Here is an 18,010-nt window from a genome sequence, read left to right as displayed (position 1 = left end):
ATCCGGTTCCCTGACCCGGCAACATTGTGACGGGCCCGACCGGGATGCCTTCGTGACACTTTCACCGTCGACGTGATCCAGGCCGACCTATCTTGGGAGACTTCATGGCGGACGAGGCGACGAACCGCGTTCTCATTGCCGGCGGCGGCATCGCCGGGCTGGCGATGGCGCGGGCGCTGCACCGGCGCGGCGTACCCGCGCTGATCCTGGAGCGGCGGGTGGACACGACCGAAGCCGGCCTCGCCATCAATCTGCCGGGCAATGCGGTGCAGGCCCTGCGACAGCTCGGTCTGGCCGACGCGCTCGGACAGATCGGATCTCCCATCCGGCGCCGGGAGTATCGCACGGAGCGTGGCCGTCGGCTGTTCGCCGTCGACGAGGAAGCGTTCTGGGGCGCTCCCGCGCAGCCGCGCTGCGTGCGCCGCGGCGATCTCCTGCGTCTCCTGGCGGATGGACTGCCCGCGGACGCCGTGCGCCGGGGGCGCGCGATCGCCGCCGTCCACCAGAGTGCCGGAGACGTGAGCGTGGAGCTCGCCGATGGCAGGGCCGAGCGGGGCGGCTGGCTCGTCGGCGCCGACGGCGTGCACTCGGCGGTCAGGCGGTCCGTGTTCGGCGCGACCGCGCCCAGCCCTGCGCTCCTGGGTCAGGCGAGCTGGCGCTTCATGGCACCGAATCCGGGGCTCGACGCCTGGACGCTCTGGGCCGGCGCCGGCGCCCTCTTCCTGCTCATCCCGGTGGACCGGGACGAGGTCTACGGCTGGGTTTCGGTGGGTGCGGCAGATGCCGCCGGCCGCGATCTCGCAGCGGTGCGCCGGGTGTTCGATCGGTTTCCGCAGCCTGTCCAGGCCACCCTGGACCGGGTCCTGTCGCGTCCCGACGCGATCCATCACTCTCCGCTCGAGGAAGTTCGGGGCGCGCACTGGACCCGGGGCCGCGTCCTCCTGATCGGCGACGCCGCCCATGCCACCGCGCCGGTCTGGGCCCAGGGCGCGGCGCTGGCCCTCGAGGACGCGCTGGTGCTGGCCGGCTTGTTGTCGGGGGGAGGGGACCGGAACGGCATCGGCCCCGCCTACGAGGCCCTGCGCCGGCCCCGGGTCGCCCATGTCCAGGCCATGACCGATCGCCTGTCGCGCACGGCGACGATGCCGGACTGGGCGCGCAACCTGCTGCTGCCGGTGATCGGTCCGCGCAACTACCGCGCCACCTACGAACCGCTTCGTCTGGCGGTCCAGGCCTGAGCGAACGCCGGATGGCGTGTTCGCCGGCCCTCCGCGGGGCGGTCTCGCCGGAAATATCGGGGGACGTTCGGGAGGCCTGGTAGCGGCCTCGTCAGTTCAGAGGGGAACACCAACTCCGTTGAGTTGGTGCGGCCAAGAGGACTCGAACCTCCACCCCTTGCAGGACTAGCACCTCAAGCTAGCGCGTCTACCAATTCCGCCATGGCCGCATCGTCAACACACCGTTCGCGTCGGTCACCGAGCCCGGAGATGCTGTCTCCCTCGGCTGCGGCGGCCGATCTCTCGGGGCGCGGCGCAGCCAATAACAGACGGATTTCCGTCCGACAAGCGTCGCGAGGGCGGGATCAGAGGAAATCGACGCCGCCTTCGAGGACCGGCACCGCGCCCTCGCCGATGGTCACGCCCGCGAGGCGCACCACTTCGGCCTTCCGGATCAACTCGGTGATCTCCACGGAGATGCGGTTGCCGGTCACCACGATCTGGCCGCGGGCGATCGGGTGGTCGTTGGCGAGAATCTCGACCATATCGGATTCGGTGGATTCGAGTTCGATCACGGCGCCGCGGCCCATGCGCAGCAGCATGTGCAGGGGCATGTGACTGCGTCCGAGCACCACCTTGAGATCGACCTTCAGGTCTTCGAAAACCGCCACGCGACCCGTCCCTCGTTCCGGGGCGACGCGCGACGCGGCGCCCGCCCTTCCGTCCACCTTCCACGCGCGATGGTGAAGTCTTGGTAAACGAAACCATAACCGCCGCCCGGCTGGCGCTCCCGTCGGGGGACTTTCGAGCCGAGGCCGGCTCGGCGCCGGTCGCGTGGCGGATCAGCGACGCGCCCGTTCCCTACGCGGAGGCCGTGGCCGCCATGGAGGCGCGGGCCGAGGCCATCGCGGCGGGCGAGGCGCCGGAACTCGTCTGGCTCCTGGAGCATCCGCCGCTCTACACGGCCGGGACCTCGGCGCAGGCGGCCGACCTCGTCGAGCCGGAGCGCTTTCCCGTACATCGGACCGGGCGCGGCGGGCAATACACCTATCACGGCCCGGGACAGCGCGTGGCCTACGTGATGCTCGACCTCGACCGGCGGCGCCGGGACCTGCGCGCCTACGTGGCCGCCCTGGAAGCCTGGATCATCGCGACCCTGGAGGCCTTCAACGTCCGCGGCGAGCGGCGGGAGGACCGGGTCGGAGTCTGGGTCCGGCGGCCGGAGCGGGGCGTCGGCGTCGAGGACAAGATCGCCGCCATCGGCATCCGCGTCCGGCGCTGGGTCAGCTTCCACGGCATCAGCCTCAACGTGGAACCCGACCTGGCGCACTTCTCCGGCATCGTGCCCTGCGGCATCGCCGGCCACGGCGTCACGAGCCTCGTCGACCTCGGCCACCTCGTCTCGATGGCCGAGGTCGACATGCAGCTGCGCTCCGCCTTCGAGGAGATCTTCGGCGCGACGGTGTCGGTCGACTGATCCGACCGCCGGCGCCCCGCCGACCTCTTCGCCGCTCGCGCTTTCCGGGCGGGTCAGGCGCTCGCGAGCAGCGCGAGCAGGCGCTCGGCCGCAGGGCCGGAGGACGCCGGGTTCTGCCCAGTGATCAGCAGACCGTCCGCGACCACGTACGGCTCCCAGTCGCCCGCCTTGGAGAAGGTACCGCCGTTCCGCTTGAGCTCGTCCTCGACGAGGAAGGGAACGATTTCGGTCAGGCCGACGGCCTCTTCCTCCGTGTTGGTGAAGCCGGTGACGGACTTGCCCGAAACGAGCGCCGCCCCGTCGGGAGTCTTCGCGTGGCGCAGCACACCGGGGGCGTGGCAGACGAGGGTCACGGGCTTGCCGGCCCGGAGCGTGCTCTCGATCAGGCGCACCGACGTCGGATCCTCGGCCAGGTCCCAGAGCGGACCATGGCCGCCGGGATAGAACACGGCATCGAAGCCGTCATGGCTCACGCCGTCGAGCCGGGTCGTGTCCGACAGGACCGCGTTGGCCTCGGCGTCGGCCTCGAAGCGCCGGGTCAGGTCCGTCTGGAAGCCCGATTCGTTGCTCTTGGGGTCGAGGGGCGGGCGGCCGCCCCTGGGCGAGGCCAGCACCACCTCGGCGCCCGCATCCTTGAACACGTAGTAGGGGGCGGCGAGTTCCTCCAGCCAGAAGCCGGTCTTCCGGCCGGTGTCACCGAGAGTGTCGTGCGAGGTCAGGACCATCAGGATCTTCATGGGTGTTCTCCGTCCGTGAAAAAATCGGGTGCCGGGAAGGGTCGGTTCGGCCGCGCGTCAGTGCCGGACGGACCAGACCGCGGCGTCGGTGCGCTCCGCCATCGTCCCACGAAGGGGCCGGACTTCCGGTCGTTGCGATGAGGCGGCGGACCGGCGGTCCGCGTCCGGCGCCACCATGCGGACGGCGCCGATCACCTCCAGGGTGATGCGCTCGCCGGCCACGGCGGCCAAGCCCCCGGCCACAGCGGTCAAGCCCCCGAACAGGGCGGCTCCGAGTTCGGCGAGCAGAAAGTAGGGCGCGACGGCGTGGGTGGGTTGAATACGCATTCGATTGTCCTGGGTCGCAGCAATTGAGTAGACCGGTCGTCTTAAAGACCGGCGGGCCGAAGTGCCGATGTTCATCCCGGCCCAGGCGATCAGGCCGGATGCGGATTGAGGATCCGTCGGGTCGTGACCATCGCGGCCTCGAACGGCGCGTCGGAACGCTCGATCTTCGCCATGAGGCTCGCACCGAGCCAGAGATGATAGAGCGTCTCGGCAACATCCCGGGCGCGGCCCTCGACCTGCAGAGACCCGTCCGTCACCCCGGCCTCGATGGCTCGGGTCACCCGCTCGAGAATTCCCGCCGTCCCGGCCTTGAGCGCCAGGCGCATCGGCTCGGACAGGTCCGACACCTCGGCGGCCAGCTTCACGGCCAGGCACTTGCGTTGATGATCGATGCTGCCCTGGGTCGCCTGCCACTTGCGCCAGTAGGTCATCAGGCGCTCGGCATGGGTGCGGCCCGGCTCCGCCAGGGTGGCGTCGATATCGGCGAGGTACGCCTCGAAGTAGTCCGCCAGCAACGCTTCGCCGAAGGCCTCCTTCGAGCCGAAATAATGGTAGAACGATCCCTTCGGGACTCGCGCGGCGGCCAGGATCTCGTTGAGGCCGACGCCGGAAAATCCCTTCGCGCCCACGATGCGGTGGGCCGTCTCGAGAATGCCTTGCCGAACATCGGTGTTGCCGTTCGCCTGTGCCATGACGCCGATATAATCTGAATTAGACCGGTCGTCTAGTGGCGGAGGGAAACCTTCTCACCGGCTGCTTCTCGGGGTGATCCGGCGCGGTGGACGTAAAGGAGCCCCGTGGGATCGGCCACGACCGGACCGACGCTTCGTCCGCTAGATCACCGGGACGCCCCGACCCTTGGCATGCTCGCCCGGCTCGACGTGGATGACCACCACCGAGCCTTCGATGGCGGTCTCGATCGCCTGTTCGAGCCGGTCGCAGATCGCGTGCGAATCCTGCACCGTCATCGTGCCCGGCACCACGAGGTGGAAGTCGATGAAGGTGGCCTGGCCCGCGTGGCGGGTGCGGACGTCGTGGGCTTCGAGGGCGCCGGTGCTGTGGGTCGAGATGAGTTCGCGGATCTGCGCCACCATCTCGCTCGGCGCCGCCTTGTCCATCAGCCCGCTCACCGAATCGCGGATCATGCCCCAGCCGGACCACAGGATGTTGAGGGCGACCAGCCCGGCGATGAGCGGATCGAGGATCGCGTAGCCGGTGACCGCCACCAGGGCGACGCCGACGAGGACGCCGCCGGAGGTGACGACGTCGGCCATGACGTGGCGCGCATCCGCCACGAGGGCGGGGGAACGCCACGCCCGGCCCCGCCGCAGGAGGATCATCGCCCAGGCGCCGTTGATCGCCGTGGCGACGAGGTTGACGAGGAGGCCGGTCAGCGGGGCGTCGAGGGCCTTGGGATCGAGGAGGCCGTGGAAGGATTCCCGCAAGATCAGGATCGCCGCCACGATGATCAGCGCGCCCTCGATCACGGCGGAGAAGTACTCGGCCTTGTGATGGCCGTAGGGGTGGTCGGCATCGGCCGGGCGGGCGGCGACCCGCAGGGCGACGAGGGCGAACACCGCCGCCACCACGTTGATGATGCTCTCCAGGGCGTCCGAGTACAGCGCGAGGCTGCCGGTGACCCAGTAGGCGGCGAATTTGAGCCCCATCACCAGGGCGCCGAGGCCGGCGCTCAGGAGGGCGGCTTTCTGGGTGCGGTCCATCACGACGTCCGGTCTCGACCCGGACGGAGCGGTGCCGCCCGGTGGCCGGGCCATAGCGCCCGCGCCCACGCCAAGGCCACGGCAAAGGTTGAACCCGTCGCTGAACGATTGAGCCGGGGCTATGCCGGCCCGGCCGTCTCCGGTCCATCCGGCGCAGGGGACGCATCCGCCGCCGGGGATCGGCGCCCCGCCTCGCGGGCGGCGAAGCGCGCGCCCTCCGCCCGGGCGCGCTCGGCCTTGCGCCGGAGGCTCCGGGCGCTCCAGTTCCAGCGCGCGGCGCCGGCCAGGGCTTCCAGGCGCTTCGCCTCGCGCTCCCAGTACGACACCAGCTGTCCATCCAGGGTGACGCGGCCCGGCCGCACCGGCCGGGTGATCCCGTCGCTCATGCCTCGCTCTCCTGCCTCGAACGCTCGCTGCTCCGGTCCGACTATCGCAACCTGAGGTCGCCGAATCTAGTCGGCGCGCGCGATGGCCGGGCCGGATGTTCGAACCGCCCGGTGGCCTGCAGGTTCCGGACCATTGATCCGCGCCGGCAAACCATGCAGTTGGCGCGGCATGCGCGTCGATCTCTTCGATTTCGAACTGCCCGAAACCAGTATCGCCCTGCGGCCCCCGGTGCCCCGCGACGCCGGGCGTCTTCTCGTGGTCCGGCCCGGCGAGGGCCTGGAGGACCGGCGGGTGCGCGACCTCGCGCAGCTCCTGCGCCGGGGCGACGCCCTGGTCTTCAACGACACCCGGGTGATCCCGGCCCGCCTCGCCGGCCTGCGCCACCGCACGGGCTCGCCGGGCCTGCGCATGGAAGCGATGCTGCACCTGCGGGAGGCGGCGGATACCTGGCGCGCCTTCGCCCGGCCGGGCAAGCGCCTGGCGCCCGGCGACCGGGTCAGCTTCGGCCGTCACGGCGCCAGCGAACCCTGCGCGCTCGGCGGCCTCGACGCCACCATCGCCGCGAAGGGGGAGGGGGGCGAGATCACCCTGCGCTTCGATCTCGCGGGGCCCGCCCTGGACGAGGCCGTCGCCGCCATCGGCGACCTGCCGCTGCCGCCCTACATCGCGGCCAAGCGCGCCACCGACGCGCAGGACGCCACCGACTATCAGACCGTCTATGCCCGCGAGCCCGGCGCAGTCGCGGCGCCCACCGCCGGCCTGCACTTCTCCGAGGCGATGCTGGCCGAGCTCGATGCCGCCGGGATCGCACGCCACACCGTGACCCTGCACGTGGGCGCCGGCACCTTCCTGCCGGTGAAGGCCGACGACACCGCCGACCACCGCATGCATGCCGAGATCGGCCGTCTCGACGCCGGGACCGCCGAGGCCCTCAACGCCGTGCGGGCGCGGGGCGGGCGCATCGTCGCCGTCGGCACCACGGCCCTACGCCTCCTGGAGAGCGCGGCCGATGCCGCGGGGCGGCTTCATCCCTTCGCCGGGCGGACCGAGATCTTCATCACCCCGGGCACCCGCATCCGCGCGGTCGACGCCCTGATGACCAATTTCCACCTGCCGCGCTCGACCCTGTTCATGCTGGTCTCGGCCTTCTCGGGCCTGGAGACCATGCGAGCGGCCTATGCGCACGCCATCGCGGCGGGCTACCGCTTCTACTCCTACGGCGATTCCAGCCTGCTGTTCCCGGAGCGCGGCTGAGGCCCGCCCCCTGAGGGTTTGCCTCGAAACGGCCGCAGGTCCTAAGACGACGCCCATGTCCGAGCACACCGTGATGTCCGAGCGCACCGTCATGTCCGAGCCCGCTCCGCCGCCCGCCGAATTCGGCTTCCGCGTCGACGCCACCGACGGGGCGGCGCGCACCGGCGCGATCACGATGCCCCGCGGGACCATCCGGACGCCGGCCTTCATGCCGGTCGGCACCGCGGCCACCGTCAAGGCGATGTATCCGGGGCAGGTGCGCGAGCTCGGGGCCGACGTGGTCCTGGGCAACACCTACCACCTCATGCTGCGGCCCGGCCCCGAGCGCATGGCGCGGCTCGGCGGCCTGCATCGATTCATGAACTGGCCGCACCCGATCCTCACCGATTCCGGCGGGTTCCAGGTCATGTCGCTCTCCGCGCTGCGCAAGCTCGACGAGCAGGGCGTCACCTTCCGCTCCCACGTGGACGGCTCGACCCATCACATGAGCCCGGAACGCTCCATCGAGATCCAGGGCCTGCTCGGCTCGGACATCCAGATGCAGCTCGACGAATGCGTCCGCCTGCCGGCCGACCACGCCGCCATCGAGAAGGCGATGCACCTGTCCCTGCGCTGGGCCGAGCGCTGCCGGGTGGCCTTCGGCACCCAGGCCGGCAAGGCGATGTTCGGCATCGTCCAGGGCGGCGACGTGCCCGCCCTGCGGGTGGAGAGCGCCCGCGCCCTCGTCGATCTCGACCTCAAGGGCTACGCCATCGGCGGCCTCGCGGTCGGCGAACCGCAGGACGTGATGCTGGCGATGATCGAGACCGTGGAGCCGCACCTGCCCGCGACGAAGCCGCGCTACCTCATGGGCGTCGGCACCCCGGACGACCTGATGCGCTCGGTGGCCCGGGGCATCGACATGTTCGACTGCGTGATGCCGACCCGCGCCGGCCGCCACGGCCTCGCCTACACCCGGCACGGCCGGATCAACCTGCGCAATGCCCGCCACGCCGAGGACACCCGTCCCCTCGACGAGGCCTCCGCCTGCCCGGCGGCCCGCGACTATTCCCGGGCCTACCTGCACCATCTCGTGCGCAGCGACGAGATCCTGGGCATGATGCTGCTGACCTGGAACAACCTGTCCTACTACCAGGACCTCATGGCGGGCCTGCGCGCCGCGATCGCGCAGGGCCGCCTCGCCGACTTCTGCGACGAGACCCGCGCGGCCTGGGCGCGGGCCGAGGCCGAGCGCGCCGCGCCCTGAGGCTCCGTCCCCCGGGGACGACCGGGAAGCCGGTTGACCCCATACCGCCGACCCCCTATTGCGAGCCACGCCGTACGATGCAGGCCGGCCACCAGAGGCACGAGGCCCCATCGCACGCGAGCGCGTAGCTCAGTTGGTAGAGCAACGGACTTTTAATCTGTAGGTCCTGGGTTCGAGCCCCAGCGCGCTCACCATTTGCCTTCGGCAGTCCCGACGATCCGGCACCACGCGGATCCGCGACACGACGCAGGTCCCGCCGGCCCCAGGGCCGTGCCCGCCCGCACCTTTTAGCCAGGGCGAGGTCGCGAGGCTCCGCTCAGTCACCGAACTCCAGGGCGGTTCGCTCGGCCGGCGCGACCGGCGCCGCCGCCGTGCCGCTCGGGATCGGTCCGGTGCCAGTGTGGCCTGCGGAAGGAGGCTGGTGGTTCACCGCGATCTCGGCGAGGAGCAGGAGGACGACGGCGGCGAAGATCCAGGCGAGTCCGAACAGGACGAGGTCCGCCCAGCGTTGGAGCGCCCGGATGGCGACGCAACCGACCACGAAGGCGCCGGCGAGAGCGACAGGTGTCAGGCTTGGCGTCATGGGCGCTCGGCAATTCGGGACGATTCCGAACGGTAACCGCCGGGGGGGGCGGCGCGTTTCCCCGCGCGGCGTCACAGGTCCGGGAGCGGGCCGGCACCTCTCGCCGCCGCCGCCCAGGATGTCGGGGTTTTCGATCGGATCCCATCGCTCAGGCCGTTCGTGCCTGAGGCCTGCATCGCCATGCAGCCGCAGGCGGTCCGGCCATTCGATGAGTTTGAGATACGAGTATCTCGGGATCGGCGGCCAAGCCGCCGCCGAAGCTTAGCCGACGATGGGAGCCGCGTTGTTCCGAAGATGGCAGCGCGCGGAGGCGGAACGACAACTTCGGGGGATGACGTCTGCATCGGCGATGATCTTCAGGTGATCGTGATGCGCTGGCGGACGACGCCGTCCTCGTCTCTCACATGCATGGTCCAGCTTGCACCCGCGCCGATCAGATTTCCTTCTTTACGCATCTCATTGACGACGACCTTCGCCTGCTCGACGGCTTGATCAAGACTATCGGCCTCAACCCCCTCGTTGTCATGCAGTAAAGTCTGTTCATCTGTCAGATCGAAGAAGAAACGCGGCGACAATGTAGTCTCCTATGACATCTTCCCTGATATCCGATCGAACACCGGAGACTAAGTAATTACAAGCCCACAAAGACGCAAAATCCCTCTTGATCACAGCGTCAAAATGGACTTATTTAAAACGTTCGGAAGCGGAAAGTCCTGTCTGGACTATCGTCCTAGCTCTACTCTTCGTGAAACAGTCCGTTGGCTGATCAGCAATGAGGGGTCATGGCCATGGTGTCTAAGCAGGACCGCAGCAGTTTATCGAACGCACGCGGCGGCGATGGACACACGGCCACGGTCCGCGCCCACATGCGAAGCATCCTGGCGAAGATTATTATCCGCGAGCCGATTCCGGTAGCTACCCAAAGGGACAGCGAGACACGTCCTTAGCAGTATATTCCCTTTCCTCTCCTTTCAGGGTGGAGAGATGGGGAAAGTTTGCGTCTGAGCGCGCCGAATGGCCGCTGACGTTCGGGCATGGGCGACGCTGGCCCGAACGACTTCGCGGAACTCATGTAGCCCGCCGCGTCCCGCGCATCGGCCTCATTCGCCTTCGCGACGATGAACCTGCGGGACGATATCGCGCTGTCCACCGCAGTCCGTCTCGCCTCCACCCTCTCCGGCCCTCGACGCGGAAGACGCTACGCCAGACCTGCGCGGCGAGTCTGACCGTGTCGTCCCTCCGCCGCGACCGGTCGAAGGCCCGCCGGTGAGGAAAGCGAAGACCCGTTCGGCCGTGGCCGAACGGGTCTCCCGACGCAGTCGATGCGGATCGCCTCAGCGGCTGCTGCCGCCCGCGCTGCTATTGGGCACGGCCTGTTCCGGCTTGCTGGCATTGCCGCCGGCGGCCGAGTCCGTGGTCGCCGTCTCGGCGCCCGTGGCGCCCCGCGACACGGACACGCTCGGATCGTTGCCCGTGGTGTTCGGCTGACCCTGGACCACGGCGCCGCCCTGCTGACCGGGCGCGGCCCCGGGCGCCGTCGCGGGCTGCGCCCAGGCGGAGAGGCTGATGAGCGAGGCGCCGAGGGCGAGGACGGTGGTTCTGATCATGGCGATTCCCAGTTGAACGACTGTCGGGGCAACAGCCCGATCCGGGTGGTCGTTCCCATGAAAAATCCCGCCGGGATCGCTCCCAGCGGGCAAAGGTGTTCCTCGGTGTTCCTGGGTGGAACGCCTTACCCTGACAGGTGGTATTCCAGAGCGAAAGGCTCCGTCCGAACCCGCAGCGACAACGGCGCCGGATCGAAACACGGATCAGGGACGGCGCGCGAGAGCCGTCCCGTCCGCGCCGGCCAGCGCAGGAGCGGTCCAGAGTATTATCCACACAGGGCGCGTTGAGCTGGCAAGAAATCGGCAAAGTCGAAACATTAACGATCCAACAGAAATCTGGATATTGGAACGATATTCGCATAGCCTGCCGGCAGTCAGACGTTCAGAGCATATCAATTGATAAAAACTGCGAAATTAATACTTGTATGGAGCCCCGGATGTCGAAGATCGATATCGTGAGTTCGGAGTACCAGGACTGGCAGGAGGCCATGGACGGACTGACCGAGCTCGAAAACAGCCTGGAACTGTCCGACAAGGAGAAGACCATCCATCTCCTCGCCCTGATCGCGCGCAGCCTCATCGACCTGAACTACAGCACCCTTTCGATGAAGGAGACGCTGGCGAAGATCGCGCTCCGGAACACGGTCCAGGACCGCGAGCATCGACCCGACGTCTAGCCGCGCAGACGCGTCCGGAGCGAGGCTGCGACTTCGGCCGGGGCCGGCGCGACATGCCGTCCCCCTGCCCGGAAGCGGGCGCAGTGCGGATCAACGATGTCGGGGATGTTGCGTGGCGCGCCCTACGGGAATCGAACCCGTGTTTTCGCCGTGAAAGGGCGACGTCCTGGACCGCTAGACGAAGGGCGCCGCTGCGGTGAGCGGTTCTATATGCGGCTTCGGGCGCGGGGGCAACGGGGAAACGCCGCGGGTTTGCCGCTTGACGAACGGGGCTTCGGCCGGTTTGTCGGGCGTGAGATGCGGCCCGCACCCTGGATCGGCGGCCCGAGAGCGGACCTGACTGCATGACGACGCGACGCGACGGCCCGCCAGGGCCGAGGACGAACAAGCCCGGTTTCTCCCGCGGCCCCTTCCGGCGCGGGCCGCCGCAGAACCAGCGCGGCGCATCGAGCGTCGCGGCGGCCTCCGGCGATCACGTCGTGCTCTACGGCTGGCATCCCGTGGCGCAGGCGCTCGCCAACGAGGGCCGCAGGCTGCACCGGCTGCTCGCCACCGAGAACGCCATGATCCGGCTCACCGAGGAGATCGGGACGCTGCGGATCGATCCCGAACTGGTGCGGCCGAGCGCCATCAACGCCCTGCTGGGGCCGGATGCCGTGCACCAGGGCCTCTATCTCGAGGCCGACCCGCTGCCGGGGCCGGACCTCGACGACCTGCCCGACGACGTGCTGCTCCTCGCCCTCGACCAGATCACCGACCCGCACAATGTCGGCGCGATCGTGCGCACCGCCGCCGCCTTCGGGGTGGCGGGCATCATCACCACGGCGCGGCACTCGCCCAGCGCCACCGGCGTGCTCGCCAAGTCCGCGTCCGGCGGACTGGAGCACGTGCCGCTCATCGTGGTGCGCAACCTGTCCGACGCCCTGGTCGATCTCGGCAAGCGCGGCTTCACCCGGATCGGGCTCGATTCCGACGCCGAGACCGCGCTGGACAGCATCGGCCCGAAGCGCCCGGCGGTGATCGTGCTCGGCGCCGAGGGCAAGGGCCTGCGCCAGCGCACCCGCGACAATTGCGACGTGCTGGCCCGCATCCCGTTCAGCGGCGAGATCCGGAGCATCAACGTCTCGAACGCCGCCGCGATCACCCTCTACGCCCTCAGCCCCCGCGGCTGAGGCGGCCGCCGCCCGGCCTCAGCGCCAGAACGGCTTGACGTCGACGAGTTCGGCATGGGCCTCGGCGGCGGCCTTCAGCAGCTTCCGGCCATCGGCCTCGGTGTCGCCGGCGGCGAGACCGGCCGCGAACGCCGTCTCGCCGGGGATCTCCTGCGGGTCGGGCACCGCCACGAGGCTGGCCAGGACCGTGTGGGCCGTCGCCTGGTCGTTGAGGGCGCCGAGGTGGTCCTGCAGGTCCGACAGGGCCGAGACGAAGGCCTTGTGGCGCTTGCGCAGCTTCTTCTCGGCGTAGAGGCTGGCGAAGAACTCGGCGCCGTAGCGCAGCTTCTTCGCCTCGATCCGGACGCGGTGGCGCGCCTCGATCTCCAGGCGGTCGAGATGGCGGCCGCGCTTGCGGATGCGGCGCAGCGCCTTGTCGAGCACCTGAGCGGCGAAATCGCTCGCCGGCCCGTCCCGGTCCGGCGTGGCCGGCCCGGTCCGCCAGGCGCCGGTCTCGAGCCAGGCGGCGATGTCGAGGATGAGGGCGCGCCATTCCTGCGATTCGAGGGTGGCGAGCACGCCGTCATGGGCGCGCTCGCGCTCCGCTTCGAGGCGCCGGCGCAGGTCGTCGAGGCCGGCCTCGTCGGGGCGCTTCGCCATCTCGGCCGGCAGCGTCTCGGCCAGGAACACGTCGAGGTTCCGGGCATGGCCGAAGGGCTCGGTGATGCGCTTGACCTCGTCGCGCAGGGTCGCGGCCGTCGCGTCCTGCGCCAGCACCGGCTTGAACAGGGTGAAGGCCGAACGCAGCCGGCGCAGGGCGACCCGGAGCTGGTGAAGCGCCTCCACGTCGCGATTGTGCAGGAAGACGTCCTCGTTCAGGCGCAGGTGCGCGAGGCACGCGAAGGCGATGGCGCGGAACGCCTCGCCGGCGCTCGCCTCGGGCGCGAGGCGCACGGGCCGCGCCTTGCTCGGGCGGCGCAGGGTCCCGTCGAGGAGGCTGAAGCCGCGCGCCGACTTGCTCAGGGCGCCCAGGCGCAGGGGCACGGTTTCGGCCAGCGCCTGGGCCAGGGTGAACAGGTCCTCGGGCCGGCCTTCCTTGAGCTCGAGTTCGAGCTCCCACAGGGGGACGTCGCCGTTGCGGGTCTCGATCCGGCCCTCGTCGAAGGCCACCTCGATCTGGGAGGCGCCGTAGCGCACCTGGCGGCTGCGCCGCTGCACCAGGGTGGCGAAGGCCGGGGCGAGGTTGGGCGCCTCGGCCGCCGCCAGCACGCCCGGCACCGGGGTCTCGGACAGCGTCGCGAGGTCGGGCGCGTCGCCGGCGATGGGGCCTTCCCATTCCGCCCGGTCGAAGAGCCCCGGCGCGGCCGCGGCGGCCTTCACGGTCTGGAGGGTGGTGTCGCCGTCGCGGCGGACCCGCAGGGTCAGCCCCGCCGCGCGCAGGTCGCCGGCGGCGGTGTCGTAGTAGGTCGAGCTGAGGAAGTGGGACGTCTCGGGAGCTTCCGCCTGCAGGAAGGGGTGCCGGCCGAGCTCGGCGAGGTCGCCGCCCCCGCATTCCAGCTTCAACTCGATCTCACGCGGCGCGACCATGATGTGTCCCAAGTTTCGGCCCCGGTCCGTCATCCGCGACGGACCCTCCGGCCTCCTTCACGATCGGGTCAAGGCCCGGCCGGCGCAACCGTTCCGCGAGGAATCAGGCATCGCTGCCGATGTTTATGGAGCAGGGCGGCCCGGCGGCGCGACTGAAATCGTCACGATTTCGGTTCGCCCCTCGCGTCGAGTGGTGTAGCGGGAGGAAACCGGACCCAGGGCCGGTCGATCGGGGACATGTCGGACGTCGTGATGAATCGGGAGCGGCTGAGGGCCGACCGCCTGCTGGTGGAGCGGGGTCTCTTCGAGAGCCGCGCCCGCGCCCAGGCCGCCATCGCGGCGGGGCTCGTCCGGGCCGACGATCAGCCGGTGGCGCGGGCCTCCGACCTCGTCGCCCGCGATGCGCGCCTCGACGCCACCGCCCCGCACCCCTTCGTCTCGCGCGGCGGGCTGAAGCTCGTCGCCGCCCTCGACGCCTTCGGTTTCGATCCGCGCGGCCGCGTCTGCCTCGACGTCGGCGCCTCGACCGGCGGCTTCACCGACGCGCTGCTGGGCCGGGGCGCGGCCCATGTCTACGCCGTCGATGTCGGGCGCGACCAGCTCCACGCCTCGCTCCGGGACGATCCCCGCGTGACGAGCCTGGAGGGCACGGATGCCCGCGCCCTCGATCGCGCGGCGATCCCGCGGGCGCCGGAGATCTGCGCCGTCGACGTCAGCTTCATCTCCCTCCGCCTGATCCTTCCGGCGATCCTGCCGCTGCTGGCGCCCGGCGCGGCCCTCGCCGCGCTGATCAAGCCGCAATTCGAGGCCGGGCGCGCCCGGGTCGGGCGCGGCGGGATCGTGCGCGATCCGGCGATCCACGACGCCGTCTGCGCCGAGATCCGCGCCGCCTGCGAGGCCGCGGGCCTTCGGGTCATCGGGCTGATCCCGTCACCCGTCGCCGGCGGCGACGGCAACCGCGAGTTCCTGATCGGGGCTCGCCTGGACCCATCGTCATGACCGAAACCCAGCCACCGACCGAGATCCTGGAGATCCGCCGCCTCGGTGCGCGCGGGGACGGGCTGACCGCGGACGGCACCGCCGTGGCCCTGGCGCTGCCGGGGGAGAGCGTCACGATCCAGCGAGCGGGCGCGCGGGGAACCCTCGTCGCGGTGGAGCGGGCCTCGCCGGACCGGATCGCGCCGTTCTGCCCGTATTTCGGGGCCTGCGGCGGCTGCGCCGTCCAGCACCTCGCGCCCGAGCCCTACGCCGCCTGGAAGCGCGACCACCTCGTCCAGGCGCTCTCCCATGCCGGGCTCGGCGTGGTGCCGGAACCCGTGGTCGATGCCCGCGGGGAGGGGCGGCGGCGGCTCACGCTGCACGTCCGCGCGGTGGAGGGCCAGGCCCAGGCCGGCCTGATGGCGGCGCGCAGCCACGACCTCGTCGCCATCGACCATTGCCCGATCACGGTGCCGGCCCTGCACCGGGCGCCCGAGGCCGCGGTCGCCCTCAGTGCGCCCCTGGGGCATGGCCGCAAACCCCTCGACGTCGCCTTCACCGCCACGGAGGCGGGCCTCGACGTGGATATCCGCGGGCACGGCCCCGCGGCCGAGGGCGTGCGCGCCGCCCTGGTGCGTCTTGCGGGGGAACTCGACCTCGCGCGCCTGTCGCTGCACGGCGAGGTGCTGGTGGAGCGGCGGGCGCCGGCGGTGACGACCTCGGGTCTGCGGCTGGTGCCGCCGGCCGGCGGCTTCCTCCAGGCCACCGGCGCCGGAGAGGCCGTGCTCGCCGAGGCGGTGGTCGGCGCCCTCGACAAGAAGACGAAGCGGGTCGTCGACCTGTTCTCCGGCAGCGGCCCGTTCAGCCTCGCCATGGCGCGCAGCCGCGACGTCCATGCCGTCGAGGGCGAGGCGGCCGCCCTGCAGAGCCTCGACCGGGCGGTGCGCGCGGTTCCGGGCCTGCGCCGGGTCACCACCGAGCGCCGCGACCTGTTCCGCCGCCCGCTGCTGCCCCTCGAACTCGACGCCTACGATGCCGTGGTGTTCGATCCGCCGCGGGCCGGCGCCGGCGCACAGGCGGCCCGGATCGCCGAATCGAAGGTGCCGCTGGTGATCGGCGTCGCCTGCGACGTCGGCACCTTCTCGCGGGACGCCGCCACCCTCGTGGCGGGCGGCTACACGCTGGAACGGGTGATTCCGGTCGACCAGTTCGCCTATTCGGGCCATCTCGAGATGGTCGGCGTGTTCCGTCGCCCGAGGCCGCCGCGCAAGCGGCTGTAGGCCGGCGCTCGACAACCCCCCGCGGGCCCTTAGGTGAGGGGCATGCGCGCATTCATTCCCGCCCTCGCCGCGGCCCTCGGCCTTCTCGCCCTCGCCGGACCCGCTTCGGCGGATGTCTGCGGCGAACTCATCGACCGGGTGACCTCGGAGACCGGGGGCGAGCTGGTCAAGCGGAGTGCGGATTTCGCGGAGTTCAGGACCGCCGACGGGGTCGGCATGACGCTCGCCTGCGGCGAACTCTCGGCCACCGGCACCCAGTTCCGGGGCGCGCCGCTGCCCGCCGGCTACTTCGAGCTGCTGGGACGCGCCGGCCACGCCGTCACGGGGATCGCGGCGGACGTGCTGGCGCAGGCGGGACGGACGGCGCTGACCGCCGCCGCGACGACGCGGCACAGCAACGTCGATGCCGGAAAGGTCCTCGTCACCTGCTCGCTCTCCGGGTCCCGCGAGGCGCCCGTCACCGCCTGCGCGGTGATCGAACGCGACGCGCGTCGCTGAAGGACGCCGTCACGAGCGCGGGCAGAGACGCGCTCAGGAGCGAAGGGCGAGAACGCGCTCAGGAGCGCATGGCGAGAACGCGCTCAGGAGCGCATGGCGAGAACGCGCTCAGGAGCGCATGGCGATCACCATGTAGCCGGAATACAGGAGGGCTGCCGCCATCAGGAGGTAGACGTTCGGTTCCATGGCGCCCTGTTAGGCCGCCCGACCACCGAGGGTCGAGCGGACGCTCTGCCGCTGCGGCATCCGGTTCGCTTCAGACCGTGTTAACCCTGTTCGGCCGTACGATGGGACCTGACCGATCCCGTCGCGGGCGACCGACCGAGGAGCCGATGCCCCGTCTCATTCCCGCAGCCCTGTGCCGCACCTGCGCGATCGCCGGTAGCCTCATCGCCCTCGCGCCTGCTATCGGAGTCTCGGCTATGGGTGTCCTCGCCATCGGAGTCCTGGCAGCCGGCGCGGCCGCGGCGCAGGAGCCGCTGTTCATCCGCATCCGTCCCGGCGGCGAGCCGGCCCTCGGGATCGGCGGGGGCGGCGCCTTCGACGAGGCCGCGGCCCAGGCCGCGCGCGCCCGCAGCGAGGCCGTCTGGCAACGGGCGGAGGCACGGTCCCGCATCGCCATCGCCTCGGTCTGCACCGGATGCCTCACGGCCCTCCCGCCGGCGGTGCCGGCGGTACCAGTGTCCGCGCCGGCCCCTTCCGTCCGCACGGATGCGGGCGGCCCCACCCCCGTCGCGGCCGATCCTCCGGCCGCTCCCCTTCCGCCCCTCGCACAGGCAGACGCTCCATGACGCAATCCCATCCGACCAGCGGCGCCGTTCCCGATCCGGACTGCCCGGTCTCCCTCGAACTCCTCGGCCAGGTCTACCGGGCCGACGAGGACGACCTGCCCGAGATCCTCGACGCCATGTCGACGACGACGCGGGCGCGGCTCGCCGTGTACCTCTACGGCAAGAGCCACATGCACCAGCTCGGCCTGCGGGTGGCGCGGGCCTGCGAGCGCGAGGACCTGGTGCGCGTCGCCGACGAGATCGGATCGGTCGTCTACGGCCAGTCGCGCCTGAAGCCGTCGCGCCCGGCGACGCCGAGCCCGGCCGCAGCGCCGCCCAAGAAGATCAGCCTCGGCGGATCGGGCACGAAGAAGATCAGCCTCGGCGGATCCGGCGCGAAGAACCGCCTGTTCGACTGAGCCGGCCCGCTCCCGCATCCCGTCGCCGGGCGCGGGATCCCATCCTCGATGCCGGGCCGCGACGATGGCTCGGCCCAACCGCTTCGAAGAGTGA

General features: G+C 70.8%; 21 protein-coding genes and 3 tRNA genes. 12 read left to right on the top strand and 12 right to left on the bottom strand.

Annotation, left to right across the window (positions count from 1 at the left end; all coding sequences use genetic code 11):
- Positions 1 to 104: 104 nt before the first annotated feature.
- A complete protein-coding gene (locus tag ACLBWX_RS03465) occupies positions 105 to 1,238 on the top strand; it encodes an FAD-dependent monooxygenase (protein WP_447675680.1) in 1,134 nt (377 codons plus the stop codon).
- 124 nt (positions 1,239 to 1,362) lie between these two features.
- Here ACLBWX_RS03465 and ACLBWX_RS03460 read toward each other — a convergent pair.
- A tRNA-Leu gene (locus ACLBWX_RS03460) sits at positions 1,363 to 1,447 on the bottom strand.
- 135 nt (positions 1,448 to 1,582) lie between these two features.
- A complete protein-coding gene (locus tag ACLBWX_RS03455) occupies positions 1,583 to 1,888 on the bottom strand; it encodes a FliM/FliN family flagellar motor switch protein (protein ID WP_056475087.1) in 306 nt (101 codons plus the stop codon).
- An 80-nt stretch (positions 1,889 to 1,968) separates the two neighbouring features.
- On the opposite strand from ACLBWX_RS03455, the gene lipB reads away from it, so the two are divergent.
- The gene (gene lipB, locus ACLBWX_RS03450; RefSeq protein WP_447675679.1) at positions 1,969 to 2,694 is read left to right on the top strand and encodes a lipoyl(octanoyl) transferase LipB; all 726 of its coding nucleotides are present in this window, start codon (positions 1,969 to 1,971) and stop codon (positions 2,692 to 2,694) included.
- A gap of 53 nt (positions 2,695 to 2,747) precedes the next feature.
- Here lipB and ACLBWX_RS03445 read toward each other — a convergent pair whose 3' ends face one another.
- From ACLBWX_RS03445 to ACLBWX_RS03425, 5 genes are all read right to left on the bottom strand, one after another.
- Positions 2,748 to 3,431 carry a type 1 glutamine amidotransferase domain-containing protein gene (locus ACLBWX_RS03445; RefSeq protein WP_447675678.1) on the bottom strand — a complete coding sequence of 228 codons (684 nt, stop codon included), beginning with the start codon at positions 3,429 to 3,431 and terminating at the stop codon, positions 2,748 to 2,750.
- Between the two features lie 57 nt (positions 3,432 to 3,488).
- A complete protein-coding gene (locus ACLBWX_RS03440) occupies positions 3,489 to 3,758 on the bottom strand; it encodes a hypothetical protein (RefSeq protein ID WP_447675677.1) in 270 nt (89 codons plus the stop codon).
- 89 nt (positions 3,759 to 3,847) lie between these two features.
- Positions 3,848 to 4,450 (bottom strand): TetR/AcrR family transcriptional regulator, encoded by a 603-nt coding sequence (locus ACLBWX_RS03435; RefSeq protein WP_447675676.1) that lies wholly within the window; start codon positions 4,448 to 4,450, stop codon positions 3,848 to 3,850.
- A gap of 141 nt (positions 4,451 to 4,591) precedes the next feature.
- Positions 4,592 to 5,479: a cation diffusion facilitator family transporter gene (locus ACLBWX_RS03430; protein ID WP_447675675.1), complete on the bottom strand. Its 888-nt coding sequence runs from the start codon at positions 5,477 to 5,479 to the stop codon at positions 4,592 to 4,594.
- A gap of 119 nt (positions 5,480 to 5,598) precedes the next feature.
- Complete coding sequence (locus tag ACLBWX_RS03425; RefSeq protein WP_447675674.1) at positions 5,599 to 5,865, bottom strand: hypothetical protein; 267 nt, start codon at positions 5,863 to 5,865, stop codon at positions 5,599 to 5,601.
- A 169-nt stretch (positions 5,866 to 6,034) separates the two neighbouring features.
- Here ACLBWX_RS03425 and queA point away from each other — a divergent pair, with 169 nt between their 5' ends.
- The 3 genes from queA to ACLBWX_RS03410 all read left to right on the top strand — a co-directional run bounded on the left by queA (position 6,035) and on the right by ACLBWX_RS03410 (position 8,560).
- A complete protein-coding gene (gene queA, locus ACLBWX_RS03420; RefSeq protein ID WP_447675673.1) occupies positions 6,035 to 7,120 on the top strand; it encodes a tRNA preQ1(34) S-adenosylmethionine ribosyltransferase-isomerase QueA in 1,086 nt (361 codons plus the stop codon).
- 91 nt (positions 7,121 to 7,211) lie between these two features.
- Positions 7,212 to 8,366 carry a tRNA guanosine(34) transglycosylase Tgt gene (gene tgt, locus ACLBWX_RS03415; protein WP_447675778.1) on the top strand — a complete coding sequence of 385 codons (1,155 nt, stop codon included), beginning with the start codon at positions 7,212 to 7,214 and terminating at the stop codon, positions 8,364 to 8,366.
- 118 nt (positions 8,367 to 8,484) lie between these two features.
- A tRNA-Lys gene (locus ACLBWX_RS03410) sits at positions 8,485 to 8,560 on the top strand.
- 122 nt (positions 8,561 to 8,682) lie between these two features.
- On the opposite strand, the gene ACLBWX_RS03405 is transcribed toward ACLBWX_RS03410, so the two are convergent.
- From ACLBWX_RS03405 to ACLBWX_RS03395, 3 genes are all read right to left on the bottom strand, one after another.
- The gene (locus ACLBWX_RS03405; RefSeq protein WP_447675672.1) at positions 8,683 to 8,949 is read right to left on the bottom strand and encodes a hypothetical protein; all 267 of its coding nucleotides are present in this window, start codon (positions 8,947 to 8,949) and stop codon (positions 8,683 to 8,685) included.
- Positions 8,950 to 9,305: 356 nt separating this feature from the next.
- Positions 9,306 to 9,524, bottom strand: a complete 219-nt coding sequence (locus tag ACLBWX_RS03400; RefSeq protein ID WP_447675671.1) for a DUF6894 family protein — start codon at positions 9,522 to 9,524, stop codon at positions 9,306 to 9,308.
- A 759-nt stretch (positions 9,525 to 10,283) separates the two neighbouring features.
- Positions 10,284 to 10,556: a hypothetical protein gene (locus ACLBWX_RS03395; RefSeq protein WP_447675670.1), complete on the bottom strand. Its 273-nt coding sequence runs from the start codon at positions 10,554 to 10,556 to the stop codon at positions 10,284 to 10,286.
- A 437-nt stretch (positions 10,557 to 10,993) separates the two neighbouring features.
- On the opposite strand from ACLBWX_RS03395, the gene ACLBWX_RS03390 reads away from it, so the two are divergent.
- Complete coding sequence (locus tag ACLBWX_RS03390) at positions 10,994 to 11,233, top strand: hypothetical protein (RefSeq protein ID WP_447675669.1); 240 nt, start codon at positions 10,994 to 10,996, stop codon at positions 11,231 to 11,233.
- 113 nt (positions 11,234 to 11,346) lie between these two features.
- Here ACLBWX_RS03390 and ACLBWX_RS03385 read toward each other — a convergent pair.
- Positions 11,347 to 11,422: transfer RNA gene (locus ACLBWX_RS03385), tRNA-Glu, on the bottom strand.
- A 155-nt stretch (positions 11,423 to 11,577) separates the two neighbouring features.
- On the opposite strand from ACLBWX_RS03385, the gene rlmB reads away from it, so the two are divergent.
- Positions 11,578 to 12,405, top strand: a complete 828-nt coding sequence (gene rlmB / locus ACLBWX_RS03380; protein ID WP_447675668.1) for a 23S rRNA (guanosine(2251)-2'-O)-methyltransferase RlmB — start codon at positions 11,578 to 11,580, stop codon at positions 12,403 to 12,405.
- Between the two features lie 18 nt (positions 12,406 to 12,423).
- On the opposite strand, the gene ACLBWX_RS03375 is transcribed toward rlmB, so the two are convergent.
- Positions 12,424 to 13,971, bottom strand: a complete 1,548-nt coding sequence (locus tag ACLBWX_RS03375) for a CYTH and CHAD domain-containing protein (protein WP_447675667.1) — start codon at positions 13,969 to 13,971, stop codon at positions 12,424 to 12,426.
- A gap of 252 nt (positions 13,972 to 14,223) precedes the next feature.
- Here ACLBWX_RS03375 and ACLBWX_RS03370 point away from each other — a divergent pair, with 252 nt between their 5' ends.
- The 5 genes from ACLBWX_RS03370 (at position 14,224) to ACLBWX_RS03350 (ending at position 17,916) form a co-directional block, all read left to right on the top strand.
- A complete protein-coding gene (locus tag ACLBWX_RS03370) occupies positions 14,224 to 14,970 on the top strand; it encodes a TlyA family RNA methyltransferase (protein ID WP_447675777.1) in 747 nt (248 codons plus the stop codon).
- A complete protein-coding gene (locus tag ACLBWX_RS03365; RefSeq protein WP_447675666.1) occupies positions 14,967 to 16,229 on the top strand; it encodes a class I SAM-dependent RNA methyltransferase in 1,263 nt (420 codons plus the stop codon). Before ACLBWX_RS03370 ends, ACLBWX_RS03365 begins: the two co-directional genes overlap by 4 nt.
- A gap of 42 nt (positions 16,230 to 16,271) precedes the next feature.
- Positions 16,272 to 16,727, top strand: coding sequence for a hypothetical protein (locus ACLBWX_RS03360; RefSeq protein ID WP_447675665.1), 456 nt, complete (start codon positions 16,272 to 16,274; stop codon positions 16,725 to 16,727).
- Positions 16,728 to 17,059: 332 nt separating this feature from the next.
- Positions 17,060 to 17,518 (top strand): hypothetical protein, encoded by a 459-nt coding sequence (locus tag ACLBWX_RS03355; RefSeq protein WP_447675664.1) that lies wholly within the window; start codon positions 17,060 to 17,062, stop codon positions 17,516 to 17,518.
- Positions 17,515 to 17,916, top strand: a complete 402-nt coding sequence (locus ACLBWX_RS03350) for a hypothetical protein (RefSeq protein ID WP_447675663.1) — start codon at positions 17,515 to 17,517, stop codon at positions 17,914 to 17,916. The genes ACLBWX_RS03355 and ACLBWX_RS03350 overlap by 4 nt, the downstream gene beginning before the upstream one ends.
- Positions 17,917 to 18,010: the final 94 nt, after the last annotated feature.

Source organism: Methylobacterium sp. M6A4_1b (assembly GCF_053345175.1).
This window is presented reverse-complemented; position numbering and strand designations above follow the sequence as displayed.